Genomic DNA, 19,976 nt, shown 5'->3' with positions numbered 1-19,976 from the left:
GGAACCTCATATATTACAGAAACCCAAAAAATCAAGTACTTTTTAGGGTATATTCATGAATTTAAAATTGTCTTCCATCCTGCCGCAAAAAACTTTTTCAGACTGTCTACATAGCTGTCTGCCGTCTCCTTTGTCATGTCATGCTTTACAACCTCAAATACGGCAGAAAAAAATGCACTTGAAATAATGTGAATAAGTTCGGGATTGGCTCTGCCGGAAGCAAGCGCGTCATTACCTGTGGATTCAATAAATTTTAAGCTGTACTCTACCTCAATCTCTACGAGACTATGGATGAAATCTGAAAAAGCAGTTCCGTCCGCACAGGATATAAGCAGCTTAAACTCATCAAAACGGTCATAAATATATGCAATTAATTTCTTTAATTCTTCAAAAGTATAATCATATACGTTTTCCCTTTTGGTATTCTCCGGTAGCTCGTCAAAATTCTTCTGTATCGACAAAAACAGTTCTCTTAGTCCATTTACAGCAGGCGTCACCAATGCCTCAAACAATGCTTCCTTATCCGGATAATAGCCATAAAAAGCCCCTGTAGTGACACCTGCCCGTTTCACAATATTGCGCAATGATGCATCCTTAAAGCCTTTTTCCAGAAATTCCTTCTTCCCCTCTGTCATAATTTTCTGCAATGTGTTCAAATCATCATTGCTCACCTTATCACCTCTTATATAACAGTGTTATATCTCACTGTTATATCATATCCCATCTGGTTTGATTTGTCAAGTAGTTCAGGGAGAATATTCCAAAAGATTATAAATCCTTCGAATTATATACGCAAACAAAACATCACCTACTTCTATCATCTATATAGTATAGAAACGAGTTTAACCTTTCCTTAGTCGCAATATCATTTGAACCCTCAAAATTTAAGTAAAGCAGCGGCGTATCGTTTTTATTTCTTACAAGATTGAATATTGTCTGCACGTTCTCATACATAGAGGCTGCATCTATAACAGTTGAACAACCCTCACGACTATTTTCTTTTCCAAAGCGATATGCTGCATTCGCACCTGTTATCTCCGGTAAATACTTCTGAGATATTTCAAACAATATATCGAGATTATCGGAAAAAGGACTGTTTAGACCTAAAATTCCAGAAATATCTTTCATTTGATTTTCATAAACTTCAACTATTTTCTTTTCTTTCTTTGATTCGGCACGTTTTTTCCACATAAAGCAAAGATATTCACTCAGAGGCATCCACAAAATATCTCTGCCGTCCTCTTCCATTGCCTCGAACAGACCTTCATTAAGGTAGGAATTATAAAGAATATACGGTTCTCCGATAATTGCAATTCTTTTATTTTTATGCGTAGAAATTTGTTTTGCAATGTCCGAAAGGAAAGAAATCGAGATTTCATGAGTGTTCCTCATTTTTTCAACAAGCTTGCTTCTTTGGTTTTTGGGCGCATTCATCACTATGTCTCCTGCAAGCAAGCATAAAAATATCTTATCGCACATTGTGCTTGTGAACGGTAGAGTTTCCAAAACAGGCGCGACCACCGATACATTGTCCTTCGTTTTCAATAAGTCGTAAATCACTCTCGCATACATTCCATCAGCTTCAGCACCTTCAGTTTGCGGTATCAGTATTTGCATATTTTCTTTCCGGGAAGCTTTATCCAATACGTCCCCGGCAAGCGCTGTAAAAGAAAGGTATTCTTTTGACATCGTATGCCTTCGTCCCAAGGCAAGACTTTTTGCATTTGTTTGCGGCAGCACCTCCGTTTTATATCCGTTTTTGTTCAATGTATTGGAAATTATATCACTGTAAGGATATAGACATGGTAAGTATAAGGGCATACCCTTTTCAGGAGTTTTAATCAGATTAGCTTTATGTTTCGGCAAACAGGAAAAATATTGGGTGCTGCCGTTTACTGGAACAGTTTTTTGGTTTTTAAGACTATTAAGGAACGCTTCAATTCTTGTAATAACACCTACCTTTGAAAAATGCTCGTCTACTTCTATGCTTAAATACGGTTTGTTTCCCATTTCTCTTCTGAATAAGTGAGCAAGCATCGTATCAGGACCACACCCATGGTTTGTAAGATATACCGCATATAAGTTCGGATGATTTGCAATAAGCTTTGCCCCGGAGATAATATGCTGGCCAAACGGCCAATAAAGGTTTTCATACTCACCGGAAATATCCATATTGTGTGCCGGTAAATGTGAAAGGGTGATTACCTTATATCCCCTTGCAAGCAATTCCTGAGGAATACCCATATTCAAAACGGGATCCTCAATTCCATAAGTACGTGTAACAACAACAAGTACTTTTTCATTAGATTTCAAATCATCAAGAAGCTCTTTCCCCAGCTTTTCCACTTGTTCAGTATACTTGCGCACAGCCATTGCTCCCCTCATCAAAGCTTTCCCACAAGCAAACTTGCTTTTCCCAAGAGCAACACCTACGCCAACCATTGCAGCCGCCATAGCTTGTTGTCCGAAGTCCAAAGAAAAAATTGGGTTTAACAGCTTCATTCCTTTTTTGTCAAGTTCCATACTTTCAAAAACAAGTTTTGGTGCCGTTTGCATATAGACGCAACCATAATTATGGTGTACTTTTGAACATTCATGTTTCATAGTAAGAATACTCGGAAGGAATATGTAATCTACGTTTCTTTGGGCAAGATAAGACATATGACCGTAAATGAGCTTAACAGGATAGCAGGTTTCCGCCTGCGCATGTTTTTGAGAGGCTGCAATAATCGCTTCGTCTGTTTCGCCGGAAAGAAGAACGTTATATCCCAAGTCACTAAAGAACGCCTTTATCATAGGGAATAGTTTATGGACAACCAGAACATAGGGAACACCGATTGTTTGTTTTTGAGAGTCAAGTTTACCCGTGTAATCTCCTAAAAGATATTGTTTAGCTTTATCATAAAAATTGATATTTTTCACTACATTATCTATAATATTGCTTTTCTTTTCACATATTTGTCCGGATAAATCAAAACCTTTGAACGCAGTGATTTTACTCTTTATTTCCTCAGCTGCAATGATTGAAACACCATATGCACCGCTAACTGAGAAACAAGGCGATACGGTAACCCTGCTGCCATAAACTGCTTGAAATGCAGCAACCACTGCGGGATTATAGCAAACTCCCCCCTGTAATACGATATGTTGTCCAACAGGTTTATTTCCCACAACTTTGAATAGATAATTTCGAATAACAGAATGACACAAGCCTGCCAGGATATCCGGTATTTCCACTCCATTTGCCAAACAAGCCGAAATATTGCTTTCAATAAATACAGTACATCTTTCGCCTAGATCTACAGGATTTTGAGCCGATAATGCCAGCGTTCCATAATCCTTCAAAGGAACTTGCAATCTTCCGGCTTGTTCTTCTATGAAAGAACCTGTCCCTGCCGCACAGATTTTATTCATTTGAAAGTCTACTACAGTTCCATTGTTTATGGAAATATATTTTGAATCCTGTCCCCCAATTTCAAATACTGTATCAACACTTGGATCCATGCAGACCGCTGCTTTTGCTTGTGCCGTTATTTCGTCCTTTATAGAGTCTGCGCCTACCATCTCTCCGATCAGCATACGTCCGGAACCTGTTACACCAACGCTATCAATTATGATTTTTTTGCCGAACCTTTCATTAATTGAAAGCAAGCCGCTCCTTACAGCTTCTTGGGGATTTCCCTTTGTACGTAGATATTGATAATCCACAATCTCTCCTTTTGAATTCGTTAGAACAAGGTTTGTACTTGTGGACCCTACATCTATTCCTAAACTACAGTGTGTAACTGCATCTTCAATTACACAAACAGGTGTTGGTGTAATTACATATTCTGATCGTTTTAGAGGCAAAAGCCTTCTAATACTATTTTGACTGCTGTTGTTACTTAGATACCTGTGTACAACTTCCAAACAATCATTTATAGAAAATAACGCATTTCTTTCCATCGCTATAACTGCAGCTCCAACTGCTTGCACATAAACATAATCGGGTGATGTAATTACGTCATCGTCCGATAATTCAAATATATCCTTAACTGCTTTTCGTATCCCTGTATTATGCGTAATCCCCCCACAAACGGCAATTGGCTTTTCAACAGGAAGATTTCTAATGATTGTTGCCTTTATATTTCTTATGGTAGCATAACAAAGTCCAAGTAAAATATCAGGTGTAGTTACTCCTTCTTGCTGACGATGTATAATATCTGTTTTCGCAAAAACAGAGCATCTTCCCGAAAGTCTTGGAACAAAAGTTGCCTTTTCTACAAGGTCAGAATAGTCCTCAATTTTTAACCCTAGACGATACATCTGATCTTCAAAGAATGAACCGGTTCCGCCCGCACAGTTTTCATTGACCGAAAACATGGGTGGTGTATTTCTGTTTAATCCTGCCAGATATCTGGAGTTTTGCGCTCCGATTTCAATAGCCGATTTTGCTTTTGGACATAATACAGTAAGCCCATTATGAATTGCCGGAATATCTTGTGCTATATGAGCACTATCAAAAATCAAAGACGCGTTTGCACCTGTCAGCATCCCTGTAAAGCTATTGCTTTTATTGTATTTCAGTAATAATTCTTCAAGTATTTCCTTGATTGCTTCAATAGGCTTCCCAAAATGAGTCATTTGTTTTTTATACTCTATCTCATATTTATCATTAAGAACAATAACCTTTGCAGAGGAATTTCCAAGATCAATTCCAATACTATGCTTCATATGCTTCCTCCTAAAATAAACTTGTGGCAATTCTGTTCTGTGAAGTCATTCTATTCCTCACTGCTCTTACGAATACAACCTCTTATAAAGAATGAAGCGAGAGAACGCTCTCGCTTCGAAATTAAGTGTTTCTCACTACTGTCAGAAGCATCTTAAAACGAGTAACCGACTTCACAGCGTGAGGGATACCGGACGGCATTACAATTCCTTCTCCAGCCTTTGCCCTGTATAGTTTCCCATCAATCGTTATTTCTGCTTCTCCTTCCAGAATTACCGCCATTGCATCTCCCGGTGCCGCATGAGTATTTACTCCTTCTCCTTCATCAAAAGCAAATACTGTAATCCCTACTCCCGGTTTTTGGGCAAGGGTTAAACTCGCAACCTTTCCTTTATCGTATTCAACCAAATTCCCTAGATTAAATGGTGCTGCATGGTCCACATTTTTAATTAATACTTCTGCCATAACTAAATCCTCCTTTATTCATTTACAGTAATTTGTAATAGCTTAAAAGCACCCTTCCCTCCAATTGCATGAAGGGTATGTGCCGGTATCATTAAAGTGTCTCCTTCTTTCAAGTGATATCTGATATCCTCTTTGGTAATATAGGTTTCTCCTTCTATCACCAAATACATGGTGTCTCCTAAATACGCTTCCTCACTTACCGTTTCTTTGTCTGCAAAAGTAAAAAGAATTATTTGTAATTGCTTGCTTTGTGACAATGTCATGCTGACTATTTGATTTTTTTTAGGGGTAATCAAAGATGCTAATGCCATGGGTATTTCTATTGGTAAATTTCTAAGTATTTCCATTACCTTTTCCTTTCTTCACTATGATTTAGGATTATGCTAAGCGATATATGCAAATCAATTCAGAACATATTGATATTCGGAGTATTATCTTTATGTAAGACTAGAAACTATTTGCTGCCTGATATTGTTTATCTCTAAAGATGAAAGACTTCTGTCCTCAATACCTTTAAGATTGAATTCCTGTAGAATCGTTCCAGGTCTTTTCGACATAACAACAATTCTTCCTGCAACTGTTAAAGCTTCATCAATTTCATGAGTAATAAACAGCACACTTTGCTTGCGCCGATTCCATACCCTAAGCAGCATTTTAAGCATTTCTTGCCTTAAGCAGTAATCGAGCCCCTGAAAAGGTTCATCCATAATGAGCAGCTTGCTTTTATAATAGAAAGCTCTTGCAATTCCGCAGCGTTTCTTCATACCGCCTGAAAGCTGATTTGGCTTGTATTTTTCAAATCCTTTTAATCCAACATCACAAATCAGCTCTGATATTTCGTTTTCATTTATCGTATTATTCACTATTCTGATATTGTCCCAAACACTTCTCCACTGCAATAGCCTGTCATCCTGAAAAACATAAGAAATTGCATCTCCTGAATATTCTATTTTACCGATATCAAGCGGTTCAAGACCTGAAATAATGTTAAGAAGCGTTGACTTACCGCAACCGGAAGGTCCTATAAGAGCCACTATTTCATTATCTGCAATTTGGAAACCTATATTATTAAGTACCGGAAGATCATCAAAACTTTTAGTAACTTCCTTTACTACTAGCACAATCATCCCTCCTTTATTAATATCTTTCCAATTAAATAATCTGAAACATAGAATAACATGACCACAACAATTGACCAAGCAATAATGTTTTCAGGCTCAACATTAAGTCTTGCCAGTTTTATCATTCCGCCAATACCATCACTTGTAGTAAAGACTTCTCCCATCACGGCAATCTTCCAACTACTGCCTAAAGCCACCCGAAAGCCTGAATTAAAATAGGATGCAACTGACGGCAAAACTATATGGTGCAGTCGCTTCCATTCTGAAAAGCGATAAAGCTTCGCCATTTGTAAAAGCCTTGAATCAATGTTAATAATTCCTTCATATACATTTATTGCAATGATAGGCATAGCAGATGTAACCACAATAAAAATAGCAGGTTTTCCATTGAATCCAAACCAAACCAAGGCTAAAACGACCCATGAAACGGGTGGAATCGTCTGAAAAAGTCCAATGATTGGCATTGCAATTCCTTTGAAGAATTTGAAATGCCCCATAAAAACACCTACAACAAACCCTGCTGCAACACCTATGGTAAGACCGATAATAAGTCTTACCATGGTAACCATGATCATTTGATATAGTTGTGCGCCTGTAAATATTACCAACAAGCTATTTATAACACTACTTATTGTAGGTACAACCAGAGGGGGAAAATATACAGTCAGCAGTTTCCATACACTGAGAACAATTAGCCCCGATACTAGAGAATATATTGATTTAGGAATTTCTTTATTTGTTTTCATAATACAAGCCATCATCAGGTATCTTTCCGCCAATCATAGGAGGATTAAAATCAAACAGCAACTGATAAAACATTGAGAGTTCTTCTTTAGCATCTGTCGCAGATTTGAACTCAAGTCCCATACTAGGTAATGATTTCACAATTAAAAGTGCTTTCAGCCCAAGGTATTTTTCTGCAAGCGCTCCCATTTCTTCAGGATTTTCTTTAGCCCAAACCGAAGCTTCTTGGTATGCCTTTTGGAATTTCATTGTTAATTCCGTGTTTTCATCAATAAATTTCTGTGTTGTTCCAAACCCGGCATTCGGAATCTTAGTTTCAGTATGATTCACTCTCTGCCACTCATCTTCAAAACTACACGCGATACGAAGGTTCTCGTTGCCCATCATAGCCTTTGTTACTTGAGGCTCAATTAACGTACCGTAAACAGCTTCTCCCGAGGCAAGAAGTGAAGCAACTTCCGGCGTTGTAGCATAGATTATTTTGACGTCTTTACCAACCTCAAGACCTGCCTCTGAAATGAAGTACTGTATTAAGGCATCTGGCGGCGAGGATTGCAAAGGAATATAAACTGTTTTTCCCTTAAGATCAGACCACTCCTTGAAATCCGGGTCAGATGTCATAAAATATGTAACCCCCCATGTGTTTACATTCATTAAACGAACATCAAGGCCCTTATTGTACAACTTAGAAATAACGGTAAGCGGAAACGCAAACATATCGTGTTTACCATCTTGAACCATTGCAATAAGCGTTTCCGGTTCATTCCAAATATCAAGTTTTATCTCCACGTTTTCACCTAATACCTTTGTTTCAATCATTTTAAGAATAGGGAGTGCAGGAGGTGCTGCCGGAACACCTACGGTAATAGTCACCATCTTCATGGATTGTATATTGTCGGATTGCAATTTTTCCAAACTATTTTTTGAAGTATCCGACACTTGCTCTGACGAATTAGTGCCTCCACAAGCTACAAGCGACAAACAAAGAACCGCAGCAAGTAATAAAGCCAGTATTTTTCTCATTGTAATATCATCCTTTCTATGGTACAATTTATTTATGTTAGATATATCTAACTTTTTATGATTATTATTTTGTTAGATTTATCTAACAAAATAATAACTTATTTCTTACTTTATTTCGGTTGCTACTGCAACGGGAAGGTGAAAAAATTTGGATCAATATTATAGAATTCTAATAGATATGCCATTTTTTAACAATGTTTCTATTAGTAGAATCCCTGATATCATCCGCTGTCTGGACGGATATATAAAAGATTTTGAAAAAGAACAAATTGTTTACGATTATCATAATTCAATTAATTACGCTGGAATTGTGCTTGAGGGTGAGATCGGCATCATTATGCTAAATCACTCAGGCAATCAACACAATATATGCAAATATTTGGCAGGCGAGCTTTTTGGAGAAGCCTACGCTTGTGTCACAACCGAAAAATCTATTGTGCAGATTGTCGCCAATGAAAAGAGCAAAGTCCTCTTTTTAAAATTCGAGAATTTATTTAAAGAAAACGCCATACATTGCCCTTATGCTTCACGGGTTACCAGCAATCTTCTTCGTGAAATCGCAAAGAAAAACATCTATCAGAATATGAAGATTGAGATTCTAACACAAAAATACATAAGAGAAAGACTAATCGTTTTTTTATGTTCGTGCAAAAGAGAAGACAATACAATTCTCATCCCTTACAACAGACAAGATTGGGCTAGTTACTTAGGTGTAGAAAGAAGTGCTTTGTCAAGAGAACTTAGTAAAATGAAAAGTGAAGGATTAATAGATTATGATAAAAATAAAATAACCTTAATATCGAATAAATTTCTTTGTTCTCTCTAAAGAATAAGACGGTTTTGGAAATCGGAACAGGCCCCGAGGACATTGCCATCAATATTTCCTCAAAGGCTAAAAAGGTTATAGCATGCAACCTGTCCCCGGACATGATAAAACATTTACAATGTGCACTCAAATCACCCCTTGCAGCTCAGACAAAAAACAAAGCGATTATTCAATACACTGTAAAGATAACCGCTTTGTTTTTTGTCGTTATTACTTTTTCTCCGATTCGCAGGGATGCTCTTTCGTGCTGCCATGACATTTTTTGATTAGTTCTTCGCTACATTTTCCGTCCGCCGGTCTCAGCTCGGGATGGTCACATTTGTCATTCTTATTAGTTTCGCACATGATTTACACCTCCATTTTGTTATTATAAATTGCCAGTGAGAAGATACATATGCAATTTGATTTAGCACTGACTTAAATAAATTGTATATCGCTTATTTATTTTTGTCAATATGCAATAGATAAATTTTCTATTTTATTTAATATCATCTAGAAGTTCACCATTACGAAGGGCTTCCCTGTATTTTATTAAATCATTGTCAATTTCAGTTAACCGGATCAAACCTTTTTTTTCATCTGGCGTGGTTTCAATAACCTTTTGAATACCACCATTTTTGATAACTACTCTTTTATTTCCCATTAAAGCAAGAAGAGGGTCATGGGTAGCAATAAGTACAATTTTATTTTGCCCCACCAACAACTCCAAAGCTTTGTTTCTATGAATCCCGGCATTTTCAATTTCATCAATCAGCACAATAGGAGATGTGCTTAAGAAGGCAGTATCGGCCACCATCAAGGCTCTGGACTGTCCGCCGCTTAAGGAAGTAAGCGGCGTATTTAAGTCAAATCTTTCACCGGACAGCTCATTTGCATGAAATATGATTTCCCGCATTTTATCTTCAATATCGTCAATCATTCTGCTTTGCGCATGCAGTTTTATAAAATCTCCAACACAAATATCCATGACAAAATTCATATTCTGAGATAATTGAGCTACCAGCTTGTGTTCAACCGAAAAACGCCAATCTCTCGGTGGGACAGACCCGTCGATCAATATTTGTCTTTTAGTGGGCGTATCCCTTTGCGCCATCCACTCGATATCGGCGAGCAGCCTGCTTTTGCCTGAGCCTGTAGGACCAACAATACAAATTATCTCCCCCATGCTAATCTTCAACTCAATTTCTTCGAGTTTTTCATTTTTATCTCTGCCACCCAAAATAGTAATATCACGGATACTGAAAGTGCGTTCTTCTCTGATATCCTTCATACGACTCATAAAAGCACGAAACCGCTTAAGTAAATTTTCCTGATTCAGACCCATATCTTCCAAAAATACATAAGGGAGTGAAGTGATATAGTCTTTGACAGTATTATTTACATCATCAATCGGCAAACCGTTAATATCAAAAAACTCCATGGAGTATGGGTATATTCTAAACAAGTCTTCTATAGTCAAATTCTCCAATGGAACAGAATTCTTCATTCAAATCACTTCCTTTCAATCTAATCCAACTTCATTTTTCTTATATTTCCTTTTTGTTTATCCATTCCAATCTGCGTTTCACCAAGACAGTACGAGCAAAGAGCGGATGGCATACTTATTCTCAGTTCCTTTCCTTTCAATGTTTCAACCTGTATGGCATTCTCTATCAGTACCGCTAACTCACCGGCTCCTTGACCTGTAAGCCCGTTGACGTGTAATATAATTCCATCCGGATTGGCCTGTCTGATTTTTAATGCAAATATCTCTCTTTCTGCCTGTGAAACAATATCTCCCTTTGTAATCACAATAATATCTGCCATTTTGAGCATAGGGCCGATTTTTTTGGGCGTATTTATGCCCATTAGATTATCTATGACACATACGGCCGTACATCCTTTAATATGGGGTGAACAGCGATTGCATAGTCCTGCGCTTTCACTGATTAAAATATCATAGGAGTGCCTGATACCCCAATTAAGACAATCATCGATGTTGCTGACAAAAAAATGGTCCGGGCACATACTGCCTGATAGACCAACTCTGCTGTCAATATCCTGCGCAGCATACAGTTTATCGTCGTCGGTTACCAAACAGTCAAATTTCAATACTCCAATTTTAAAATGCTTGTCCTTTATTTCCTCCATTGCTTTTAAAATAACCGAAGTTTTTCCGGATGAAGGCGGTCCGGAAAACGTAATCAATTTCACGAGAATCTCTCCTTTCGAATCATAGTGTATTAAAGCCTTTTTTCTTTTCCTTTTTTATACAAAAGCAATAAGAAGAAGGGTGCTCCCAATACCGATGTAATAATACCAACCGATAATTCAACCGGCTGAAAAATTGTCCTTGCAACGGTATCGGATAAAATAAGTAAAACAGCTCCCAGTATTGCAGATAATGGTACAAGATATCGATGATCGCTACCGATTAAAAGTCTTGCCGAATGGGGAGCGATAAGGCCTACAAAGCCGATAGTTCCCGTCACGCTCACAGCACTGCCCGCCAATACCGCCGCAGTAAGCATAATGACAATCCTATATAAACGGATTGGCAGACCGACACTGCTTGCTACTTCATCTCCCAGTCCAAAAAGATTAACCTTCGGACTGATAAACAGGGCTGCTGTCAAGGCAACAAGACTGTACGGCCAGATAGTATTTACTGCCGTCCAGCTTCGGCCCGAAAGGCTGCCAAGCAACCAGGAATAGGTCACTTCCAGTACATCACTGTTAATCATCATCAAAGCGGAAGTTACCGCACTTAGAAGATTGGAAACCGCAATACCGGCTAAAACGATATGAACGGTACTGGAACTTCCCGAAGTTGTAGAAAGCATGTAAATTAACAGTACTGCCAACAAAGCTCCAATAAAAGAAGCTAAAGGTATCATTCCGATTTTTCCGGGCAATATGGTCATAATAATCACAGCGGCTAATCCGGCTCCTGCGTTAACACCAATAATATTGGGAGAAGCCATTGGATTACGTAAAATGCCTTGCAGCAAAACACCTGCAACCGCCAAATTCATTCCGACAAACACTCCGGTAAAAACTCTGGGCATTCGCACATTGAAAATTATTTGATTTGCCAAACTTCCCTGCAAATCACCTTTCAGCAAACTTATTATTTCATGTACAGAGAATTGTATTGTGCCGGTCACTATGCTAAAAAAAGCTGCCAACACAAGAATGCCTGTTGCTGTCAATATAACTGTTAATCGGTATGCTTTCAGATGAGCAGGGTTTTTTTCAACTTGATTCAACAGATAAGTCACCTCATTTATTTACATTTTAAAACAATGGTTTATATATAAGAATATTTTGCTGTGCATACAATTTTGGCCTTGAAACAATGCGGAACGAGAGGATACACAGTCCCATCGTTCCACAAACTCTTTTAAACGGTATTTATTTTTGCTGCCGGCTGGTTTTTAATATTGCTTCTGCTGTTGCTTTAACCATCTCTTCAGGAGTTGATCTGTTCGGGTTAACAGAGAATGGCAGAATTAAAAGCCTATTTTGCTTAACAGCATCCAGTGCTGCCCACTGGGGATCGCTCTTGAATTTTTCCAGGATCACTTTATTGTTTTCAGCATCTTTACTTGATGTCATGATAAAAACAAGGTCCGGATTGCCTGCCAAAATGGTTTCAACATCAAACGGAACAAAAGAAGATTTTTTGGCGTTTGGTAAATTATCAGGAACAATATTGTCAATTCCCAGTAATTTAAGCATAGAACCGTAGGAAGAAGCGTTTTGCGCTGCAACGATGGTGTCACCATCCTGTATAACAATACCGGTTTTAATATCCGTTTCAGAGGCTATCTTCTCTTTTAGCTCATCCGCAACCGTAAATACCGACTGCACATATTGTTTGGCCACGTCTTCTTTATCCAGCAGCTTCCCAATGTATGCCGTCACTTCCACTACAGGGATATCCCCCACCTTATCCGGATCAAAATAGTAAACCACCGCCCCTGTTTTTTCCAGTTCTTCCTCAAACCCGGAATGGAATCTGCTGCTGGCAATAATCAAATCGGGTTGAAGGGCATAGACCGATTCAATATTTACGCTGGATGCAGTTCCGACAGAGGGCAGAGCCATGCCTTCCCCTGTGACTTTATAGTCATCAACTTTTCCGACAGGAGTAATGTCAATATTGAAAAGTGACTGCATAACAGCGGAAGTCAGTGCCAGAACTTTTTTGGGATTTTCCGGAATCGTTACCTCCCGTCCTAGCTCGTCCTTAACCGTGTTTTTTGTTTGCATGTCCGCAGGCTGGTCATCAGACTGATTTGTGGATTGGACCTGAGAATCGCCGTTGCATCCGACAAGCCCAATTGCCAATACCAAAATTGTTATCAGGGCAGCTGCAATTTTTTTATTAAGTTTCATTTTTATTCCCCCTCACAGATGCATATTTTATTTTCTAATTTCCACCCATTTACCACTGCTTGTGTCTCCGTCTGTCATAATTCGATAATCAGACAGTCCGGATTTCTGCACCATAGCCTCAAATTCCTCAAGGCTAGGCCTTTTCTCTTTTCTTTCTTTCAGCCCCTGCTTAAGGGCTGCCTGCAATCTGTTGCGCATAGTTTCAGGAAGATACCTTCCCAGTCCTCCACCAACAACCGCAACACCCCCCGGCTTTAAAATCCTGTGGATTTCCCGCAATCCTTTTTCCGGTTCCTTCCAGAACCAAATGGAACCTCTGCTCATGATAAAATTTGCGTAGTTATCCTCAAGAGGAAGGGCCTGAACATCAGCGTTAATAAATTCAGCTTCATTGTCCAAATCCAGCGAATTAAAAGTATTCTTTGCCTGATCCAATGCTTCCTGACTGATGTCAATAAAAACGATTTTCATATTGGTTATCTTTGCCATCTCCAGGCCCAAGAAACCTGGCCCCACACCAATATCTACAGCTATACCTTCGCTAAGATTATAATCGTCTACAAACTGTTGAATTAACAAAGGATACATAGGCTGTAATTTTGCAAAATTATTAGATTTGAGCATTATTTTTCTCCTCCTATTGCACAAGTAAATTTATCAAACTCGTAAACTTCCTCGATATAAGCTTCCCAACCTTGCCAATTCTTCAACCTGCCATTATATGCAATGGTATCATGCATTGGAATGCCTCTATGAGCCGGCCAGGCTCCCTGCTCACTCAGATAATTTTGAATTTCCTCGCCCATCAGCAGGTCGGCAATAATTTTAAGTTTTTCATCAGCACCTTTTTTCCACACAAGAACCTGTGGTAAAAGAACAAATCCTTCTTGGGGATAATTAATCGAAATATTTCTGCTTTCTGCCATCAGAGCAAATGATAAATTAGTCATGCCCATATCATATTCTCCTGAAGCAACCGACTTAATGACATTCGTCGGAGAGCCTTCATATACGGCTCTTTTTTCAAATTCAGGAAATTGTTCCGGGAATTCATGTTTTAAATAGGCTCCTACCGCTCTGCTTAAGGGTTTATCTCGTTCAGGAAATATAATCTTAAATTTTTCATTAAAGAGGTCAGCCCAAGAGTGTTTTAATTCCTCTTCCTTTATTTTTTTCGTGTTATAGAACATAGCCAGTGGAACTACAAATAGGGGATAAAACAATCCATGGGGATCCATCAGCATGTTTAATTCTTCTCTTACCGGGTTTTCATTTGCATACCGGCCTGCCAAATCTGAAAGCAAGGCGCTTTCTACTCTGTTTCTTAAAGCGGCAAATTCAGAGGCATGGGTTAGCATCAAATCGGGAACAATTCCTTTTTTAATCGATGGGCCTAGCCATTCCTCGCTGCAATTTGAAGAATATTCAGGATCATGCGGCGTGTAGAGCGTAATTTTATCACCAATGTTTTTTTCCAGGTCGGGTAGATTATTTTTTAAATAATCCAGCATACGACCTCTTAAGTTAACCGGGGTGTGAATCATAATACGTATCAAATCTAATCATCCTCTTTCTTTATTTTATTTGTAAGTTTTCAAGCAGAGTGTCCATTGAACCGTCATGTACACCCGCCGGAACAACTACATTGCGGCAACACCTTTTAAACTTGCAAATATGTGCGTATACCCCATACACATCTTTAATAGCCTGTTCCGTAATCACCTGCTCGCTGCCCCCAGCCTTATAAACGTGTCCATTCTTCAGAAGATATACAGAATCGGATATCTCAATAGCGTGGTTGATGTCATGAAAAACCGCAACAACGGTTTTTTGGAAATTATCTTTCAAATCTTTTATTGTTCTGAGCAGTTCGCATTGGTACTTCAAATCCATATATGTAACCGGTTCGTCCAGTAGAATAATCGGCGTGTCCTGAGCGAGCACCATGGCAATCCAAGCACGCTGTTTTTCTCCTCCGGACAGCATTTCTACCAGTCGGTGCATCAGATGGCCGATTTGCATGTAGTCGATAGCCCATGCGATTTTCTCCTGATCCTCCTTGGTATTTATCCAGCCGGAGCGGTGGTAGGGAGCTCTCCCCATTGAAATTAATTCGTACACTGTCACGCCTTGCAATCGTTCATGAGATTGTGGAAGAAAGGCTACTTTTTTCGAAATTTCCTTCACTCCCAATGTCTCTATAGGCCTGTCAAACAAAAACACCGAGTTTCTCTTTACAGGTATCAATCCGCATAAACAGCGCAGCAGTGTTGACTTTCCCGACCCATTAGGGCCAATCAGTGAAATAACCTGCCCTTTTTCGGCTGTAAAATTTACATTTTCCAAAATATTTCGTTTACCATAGTTAAAATTAAGCTCTTTTGCAACTAACATAACATTTCACCTCCCTATTCACTATAGTTAGAATACGCTAACTTTTTTCTCTTTATTTAATCCTTCTGAAATAGAAGGATTAAATAAAGTTTATATTGAAATTGATATTCATTATCACTATATGGAGAAAAAAATTTTATCTCTTATATAAATCAATATTCATTATATGAAAAATGTTAGTATATTCTAACTTATATTTAAAATTTTTTTTATTTTTGGTTACATTGACACTCACATCCACCAGTTTGTTCACGTTGACATCCACCGTCATATGGCTTAGATGCAATTTCAATCATTTTTTCACCAACCTGCTTTAGAAGAGACCGATTTACTACGTAATGTGTATAATATCCTCTTTTTTCTCCAGTAACCAGACCAATCTTTCTTAGCGCCTGAAGATGCTGTGAAACAGCAGGTTTAGATATATCAAGCTGTTTTGCCAAACCTCCAACACATAGATCGTGGTTTAATAATATATTAATAATTTTAAATCTAGATTCGTCTGATATTGTTTTTAAAATATCAGAATATTGTTTCAACTCCATTTTAAAACCTCTTTCGGGATAAGTCGCAACTTAAATAAAGTATACTCTACTTAAACAAAACTGTCAATCACTTATCCAAATAATTACATGATAAAAGGCTGAAAAAGAATAGCAGAGATTATCCATTCCGGCCTTCCATATCGATTATTCCCTTGCAGGGTAAACACTGAAATCATCTCCCCTTCCGGTTCCACTATCCAGTATTCCTTAACCCCTGCCTTTTCATATTTATTGAATTTCCATATTTTATCGTTCTTTGTAGTAGAAGGCGAGGATATTTCAATTACAAGAGTAGGTGTTCCATAATATTTCGTTCCTTTCAACCCACTTATATCATATTATTTTTATAATGTCATTCTGCCTATGCACCCCCTTATATGCACAATATTGCGTCAACAGCTTCAATTTTTTTATTGAATTCTTTTACTGAAAATACTGAATTTAACAGCATTTTGGTATAGGGATGCTTTGCATCCTTTATAATATTTTGACTTTCAATCACTTCAACTATTTCTCCCAGGTACATAACATATATTCTATCACATATACTTTCTGCTAAAGCTAAATCATGGGTTATGAATATATTGGAAAAGTTGGTTTGTTTCCTTAATTCCAGTAAAAGATTTACGATCTGTTGTTGTATAGAAACATCAAGGGCAGATGTGCATTCATCACAAACAATGATGTCAGGCTTCAAACCTATCGCTCTGGCTATGACCACCCTCTGAAGCTGCCCGCCGCTTAATTCACTTGGATATCTATGTGCGTAATCTTTATTAAGTCCAACCATAGAAAGCATTTCTTCCACATACTTGCAGGATTGCTTTCTATTCATAATATTAAAATTAATAAAGGGCTCAATCAAATATGTACCTATCTTCATTCTTGGACTAAATGTGCTTAACGGATCTTGAAATATCATTTGGATACTTTTATAATATGTCTTTAACGACTTTCCCCTTAAAACCGCAGCATCCTCTCCTTTGAAAACAATCTTCCCTTCACTAGTGTCTACTAAACGGGATATTATCCTCGCAAGGGTACTTTTACCACATCCGCTTTCTCCAACTATACCGATACATTCTCCTTGTGCCAATTTTAGATTTACATTGTTGACTGCCTTAAAAAGTTTTCCATCATTGTCTTTGAACTTTTTACAGACACCTTCTAACTCAAGAATTATATTATCATTCATGCTTCTAATCCTTTCAGTTCCGGAATAGCATTGAGTAAATTTCGTGTATATTCCTTTTTGGGTTGTGCAATAATTTGGGCTTTGCTTTCAAACTCCACTATTTCACCTTTATTCATAACCATAATTCTATCTGCCATATATGCGGCACAACCTATATTGTGGGTAACCATTATAATACTGGTATGAAAGTCCTCCCTAAGCGCCATAAGCTCATTGGCAATTTGAACCTGAGTCATTACATCTAGAGCGCTGGTTGGTTCATCGGCTAGTATTAGTTTTGGTTCCATCGCAATAGCCATGGCAATAGCTACTCTTTGCTTCATACCTCCGCTTAATTGAAACGGATAGGAATCCATAATCCTGTCACAATCCCTAAGATGCATTTTCTCAAGGGTTTCTTTCGCTTTTTTTATTGCCTCTCTTTTTGAAAGCGCCCTATGGTTTCTGATGCTTTGCACAAACTGTTTGCCGATCTTAATAATAGGATTAAGATACGATCCGGGATTCTGGAAGACCATCGCAATCTCATTTCCACGTAGATTTCGCCATTGTTCCTTGTTATATTTTATAATATCTTGTCCATTAAAAATAATTTCTCCGGAAACGACTTTAGCGTTAGAAGAAAGCAAATGAATGATTGATCTTATCAATGTTGTTTTCCCACATCCGCTTTCACCAACAATACCGATAATTTCTTTATGATCCACCGTCATATCGATATTCTTAATAGCATTGCCGTCACCGTCATATTTGACAGTAAGAGATCTAATTTCAAGTAATCCACTCATTCCTTACAAGCTCCATTCTGAATACAAGATAACCACATACACTCAATTGATCCAAATATTATCTATTGGATTTTCACTCTATCATCGATGTAGTATATCTCTGATATAAATCTATAAACGCCCTCTACATTTTTCCTGGTTACTACTGTTCCCTGCTGATAATATACAAATAATGAAGCTACATCTTTCATCAGCAATTCAGCACCTTTTATCCCTAATTCATCTCTTTCCTGTTTTTCAAACGCGCTATCTAATTGTACACAGAGAGCATCAAGTGTCGAGTTACTGTATTTTCCATAATTCCCTGCACTTCCTGTTTTATAGCTGGCCTCCAAAAAATACTGTGGATCTGCCGTGGGGGCCGAAGTCCATCTTTCCCACAACAAGTCAAAATCTCCTGCCTTGGATACATCAGTAGAATTTTCCACTTGAAGTACATCTACCCCTATTCCTATCTCTTTATACTGGGATTGCATGGCTATTCCTATATTTTTTGCATCATCGCCATGATTTTTCCCTGAGACAAGTTTCAATACAATGTTTTTCCCATCTATTTCTCTAATTCCATCTCCGTTTGTATCTATAAAACCCGCTTTATCAAGCAGTTCTTTTGCCTTATCAGGATTATAGGCATAATAATCCTCTCCTTTGTAACTGAAAGAAAGCAGATCATTAAAAGGACCTTTTGCAGGTATACCGCTCACCAATTCTTTTGCATACGTCTCCTTGTCCATACCATACGACAGCGCTTGCCTGAACGCCTGACTCTTCATATATGGTTTTTCCATATTTAATCTTACCAGAAATATACGTAGGTTGGGTCCCTTTAATACTGTAAACTCATCATTATTTTCAAACAGCGTTAAATCCTTTGCTCCGATTTGTGTTGCAAGATCAATCTCTCCCGATTGCAGTGCCATGGTCCGTGCAGAAGCATCCTGGATGAATTTTACATTCACTACATCCGGACCAATTTCTCCACTCCAATGCTGTTGGTGTTTATGAAGAGTCAATCCTACATCCGGGGTAAACTCTACTACTTTAAACGCACCGGTGCAAATGGGTTTAAGCTTAAACTCCTCCCACTCAGCGGCTGAAGTGTCTACGATGATATATACGGGATCTGCTAAATTATTGATTAAAGTCGCACAGGGTTTCGAAGTCTTAATGGTCAATTTTTGACCTTCAGCCATAATAGATTGGACAGAGAATTTTACATCTTCCCGGTTGGATATCTTTAACGCTCTTTCTATGGATTCTTTACAAGCTTTCGCATCTACCGGATGACCGTTATGGAATTTCACATCTTGCCTTATGTTGAACACGATGGTCGTGTCATCAATCTGTTCCCATGACTCTGCGATTACCGGTTTAAATTCCAGGTTTTCATCAATCTGCACAAGGTTTTCTCCTATGCCGCAGCGGGTTAAATTCCAGCCATTCCACCCCTCGGTAGGTTCAATATTCCTAGCCGGGGAAAACAACGCCATATTCAGGACTTTTTCTTGGCCCGATTGATTTGCCTCAATATTCGCCCCTTGCTGCGCTTGCTCTGTTTGGTTGCAAGCAGCACATGCAACACACATTACAATCATTATCAATACTGCAAAAAATCTCTTCATCATTAATCTCTCCTTTTATCATTTTTATTGCCCTTCACCTGCGTAGGGTATTGTCGAAATGCCATGCCGGAAAATCGCCAGAACAGTGATTTCAGGTATCATCCGCCAAGGATTCCGATTGATGCCGACAGCTTGGCCGGCAGGCAATACCTACCTGGCTGA

General features: G+C 38.4%; 20 protein-coding genes and 1 pseudogene. 1 reads left to right on the top strand and 20 read right to left on the bottom strand.

Annotated elements, in window-relative coordinates; genetic code table 11:
- Positions 1-53: 53 nt before the first annotated feature.
- The 7 genes from QKW49_RS23340 to QKW49_RS23310 form a co-directional block, all read right to left on the bottom strand.
- On the bottom strand, positions 54-671 hold the full coding sequence (locus QKW49_RS23340) for a TetR/AcrR family transcriptional regulator (RefSeq protein WP_282865032.1): 618 nt from the start codon (positions 669-671) through the stop codon (positions 54-56).
- 133 nt (positions 672-804) lie between these two features.
- A complete protein-coding gene (locus QKW49_RS23335; RefSeq protein WP_282865030.1) occupies positions 805-4,713 on the bottom strand; it encodes an acyl-CoA dehydratase activase in 3,909 nt (1,302 codons plus the stop codon).
- 121 nt (positions 4,714-4,834) lie between these two features.
- Complete coding sequence (locus QKW49_RS23330; protein WP_282865029.1) at positions 4,835-5,176, bottom strand: cupin domain-containing protein; 342 nt, start codon at positions 5,174-5,176, stop codon at positions 4,835-4,837.
- Positions 5,177-5,190: 14 nt separating this feature from the next.
- Entirely contained in the window at positions 5,191-5,523 is a 333-nt protein-coding gene (locus QKW49_RS23325) for a cupin domain-containing protein (protein ID WP_282865028.1), read from the bottom strand.
- 90 nt (positions 5,524-5,613) lie between these two features.
- A complete protein-coding gene (locus QKW49_RS23320; RefSeq protein ID WP_282865027.1) occupies positions 5,614-6,297 on the bottom strand; it encodes an ABC transporter ATP-binding protein in 684 nt (227 codons plus the stop codon).
- Positions 6,298-6,299: 2 nt separating this feature from the next.
- Positions 6,300-7,043 carry an ABC transporter permease gene (locus QKW49_RS23315; RefSeq protein ID WP_282865026.1) on the bottom strand — a complete coding sequence of 248 codons (744 nt, stop codon included), beginning with the start codon at positions 7,041-7,043 and terminating at the stop codon, positions 6,300-6,302.
- Positions 7,030-8,064, bottom strand: coding sequence for an ABC transporter substrate-binding protein (locus tag QKW49_RS23310; protein ID WP_282865025.1), 1,035 nt, complete (start codon positions 8,062-8,064; stop codon positions 7,030-7,032). Before QKW49_RS23310 ends, QKW49_RS23315 begins: the two co-directional genes overlap by 14 nt.
- Positions 8,065-8,212: 148 nt before the next feature.
- Between QKW49_RS23310 and QKW49_RS23305 the strand changes: the two genes are divergently transcribed.
- Entirely contained in the window at positions 8,213-8,890 is a 678-nt protein-coding gene (locus tag QKW49_RS23305; RefSeq protein ID WP_282865024.1) for a Crp/Fnr family transcriptional regulator, read from the top strand.
- Between the two features lie 210 nt (positions 8,891-9,100).
- Here the strand turns inward: QKW49_RS23305 and QKW49_RS23300 are convergent, their stop codons facing one another.
- From QKW49_RS23300 to QKW49_RS23240, 13 genes and pseudogenes are all read right to left on the bottom strand, one after another.
- Positions 9,101-9,235: a hypothetical protein gene (locus QKW49_RS23300; RefSeq protein WP_282865023.1), complete on the bottom strand. Its 135-nt coding sequence runs from the start codon at positions 9,233-9,235 to the stop codon at positions 9,101-9,103.
- Between the two features lie 133 nt (positions 9,236-9,368).
- On the bottom strand, positions 9,369-10,376 hold the full coding sequence (locus tag QKW49_RS23295) for an ATP-binding cassette domain-containing protein (protein WP_282865022.1): 1,008 nt from the start codon (positions 10,374-10,376) through the stop codon (positions 9,369-9,371).
- A gap of 20 nt (positions 10,377-10,396) precedes the next feature.
- Positions 10,397-11,083, bottom strand: a complete 687-nt coding sequence (locus tag QKW49_RS23290; protein WP_282865021.1) for a GTP-binding protein — start codon at positions 11,081-11,083, stop codon at positions 10,397-10,399.
- 29 nt (positions 11,084-11,112) lie between these two features.
- On the bottom strand, positions 11,113-12,138 hold the full coding sequence (locus tag QKW49_RS23285) for an iron ABC transporter permease (protein WP_282865020.1): 1,026 nt from the start codon (positions 12,136-12,138) through the stop codon (positions 11,113-11,115).
- Positions 12,139-12,283: 145 nt separating this feature from the next.
- Positions 12,284-13,270 (bottom strand): ABC transporter substrate-binding protein, encoded by a 987-nt coding sequence (locus QKW49_RS23280; RefSeq protein ID WP_282865019.1) that lies wholly within the window; start codon positions 13,268-13,270, stop codon positions 12,284-12,286.
- 27 nt (positions 13,271-13,297) lie between these two features.
- A complete protein-coding gene (locus QKW49_RS23275) occupies positions 13,298-13,894 on the bottom strand; it encodes a class I SAM-dependent methyltransferase (protein WP_282865018.1) in 597 nt (198 codons plus the stop codon).
- Positions 13,894-14,826, bottom strand: coding sequence for an ABC transporter substrate-binding protein (locus QKW49_RS23270; protein ID WP_282865017.1), 933 nt, complete (start codon positions 14,824-14,826; stop codon positions 13,894-13,896). The genes QKW49_RS23275 and QKW49_RS23270 overlap by 1 nt, the downstream gene beginning before the upstream one ends.
- A 19-nt stretch (positions 14,827-14,845) precedes the next feature.
- On the bottom strand, positions 14,846-15,664 hold the full coding sequence (locus QKW49_RS23265; protein ID WP_282865016.1) for an ABC transporter ATP-binding protein: 819 nt from the start codon (positions 15,662-15,664) through the stop codon (positions 14,846-14,848).
- Positions 15,665-15,873: 209 nt separating this feature from the next.
- Entirely contained in the window at positions 15,874-16,209 is a 336-nt protein-coding gene (locus QKW49_RS23260; RefSeq protein ID WP_282865015.1) for a metalloregulator ArsR/SmtB family transcription factor, read from the bottom strand.
- An 83-nt stretch (positions 16,210-16,292) separates the two neighbouring features.
- Positions 16,293-16,544, bottom strand: a pseudogene (locus tag QKW49_RS23255) (Uma2 family endonuclease); the annotation flags it as partial.
- 38 nt (positions 16,545-16,582) lie between these two features.
- The gene (locus tag QKW49_RS23250; RefSeq protein ID WP_282865014.1) at positions 16,583-17,404 is read right to left on the bottom strand and encodes an ATP-binding cassette domain-containing protein; all 822 of its coding nucleotides are present in this window, start codon (positions 17,402-17,404) and stop codon (positions 16,583-16,585) included.
- Positions 17,401-18,192 carry an ABC transporter ATP-binding protein gene (locus tag QKW49_RS23245; RefSeq protein WP_282865013.1) on the bottom strand — a complete coding sequence of 264 codons (792 nt, stop codon included), beginning with the start codon at positions 18,190-18,192 and terminating at the stop codon, positions 17,401-17,403. The genes QKW49_RS23250 and QKW49_RS23245 overlap by 4 nt, the downstream gene beginning before the upstream one ends.
- Before the next feature lie 62 nt (positions 18,193-18,254).
- Positions 18,255-19,817, bottom strand: coding sequence for an ABC transporter substrate-binding protein (locus QKW49_RS23240; protein WP_282865012.1), 1,563 nt, complete (start codon positions 19,815-19,817; stop codon positions 18,255-18,257).
- Positions 19,818-19,976 lie beyond the last annotated feature (159 nt).

Source organism: Petroclostridium sp. X23 (assembly GCF_030013905.1).
GTDB lineage: Bacteria > Bacillota > Clostridia > SK-Y3 > SK-Y3 > X23.
The sequence above is the reverse complement of the archived record's forward strand: the minus strand, read 5'-3'. Positions and strand labels throughout refer to the sequence as shown.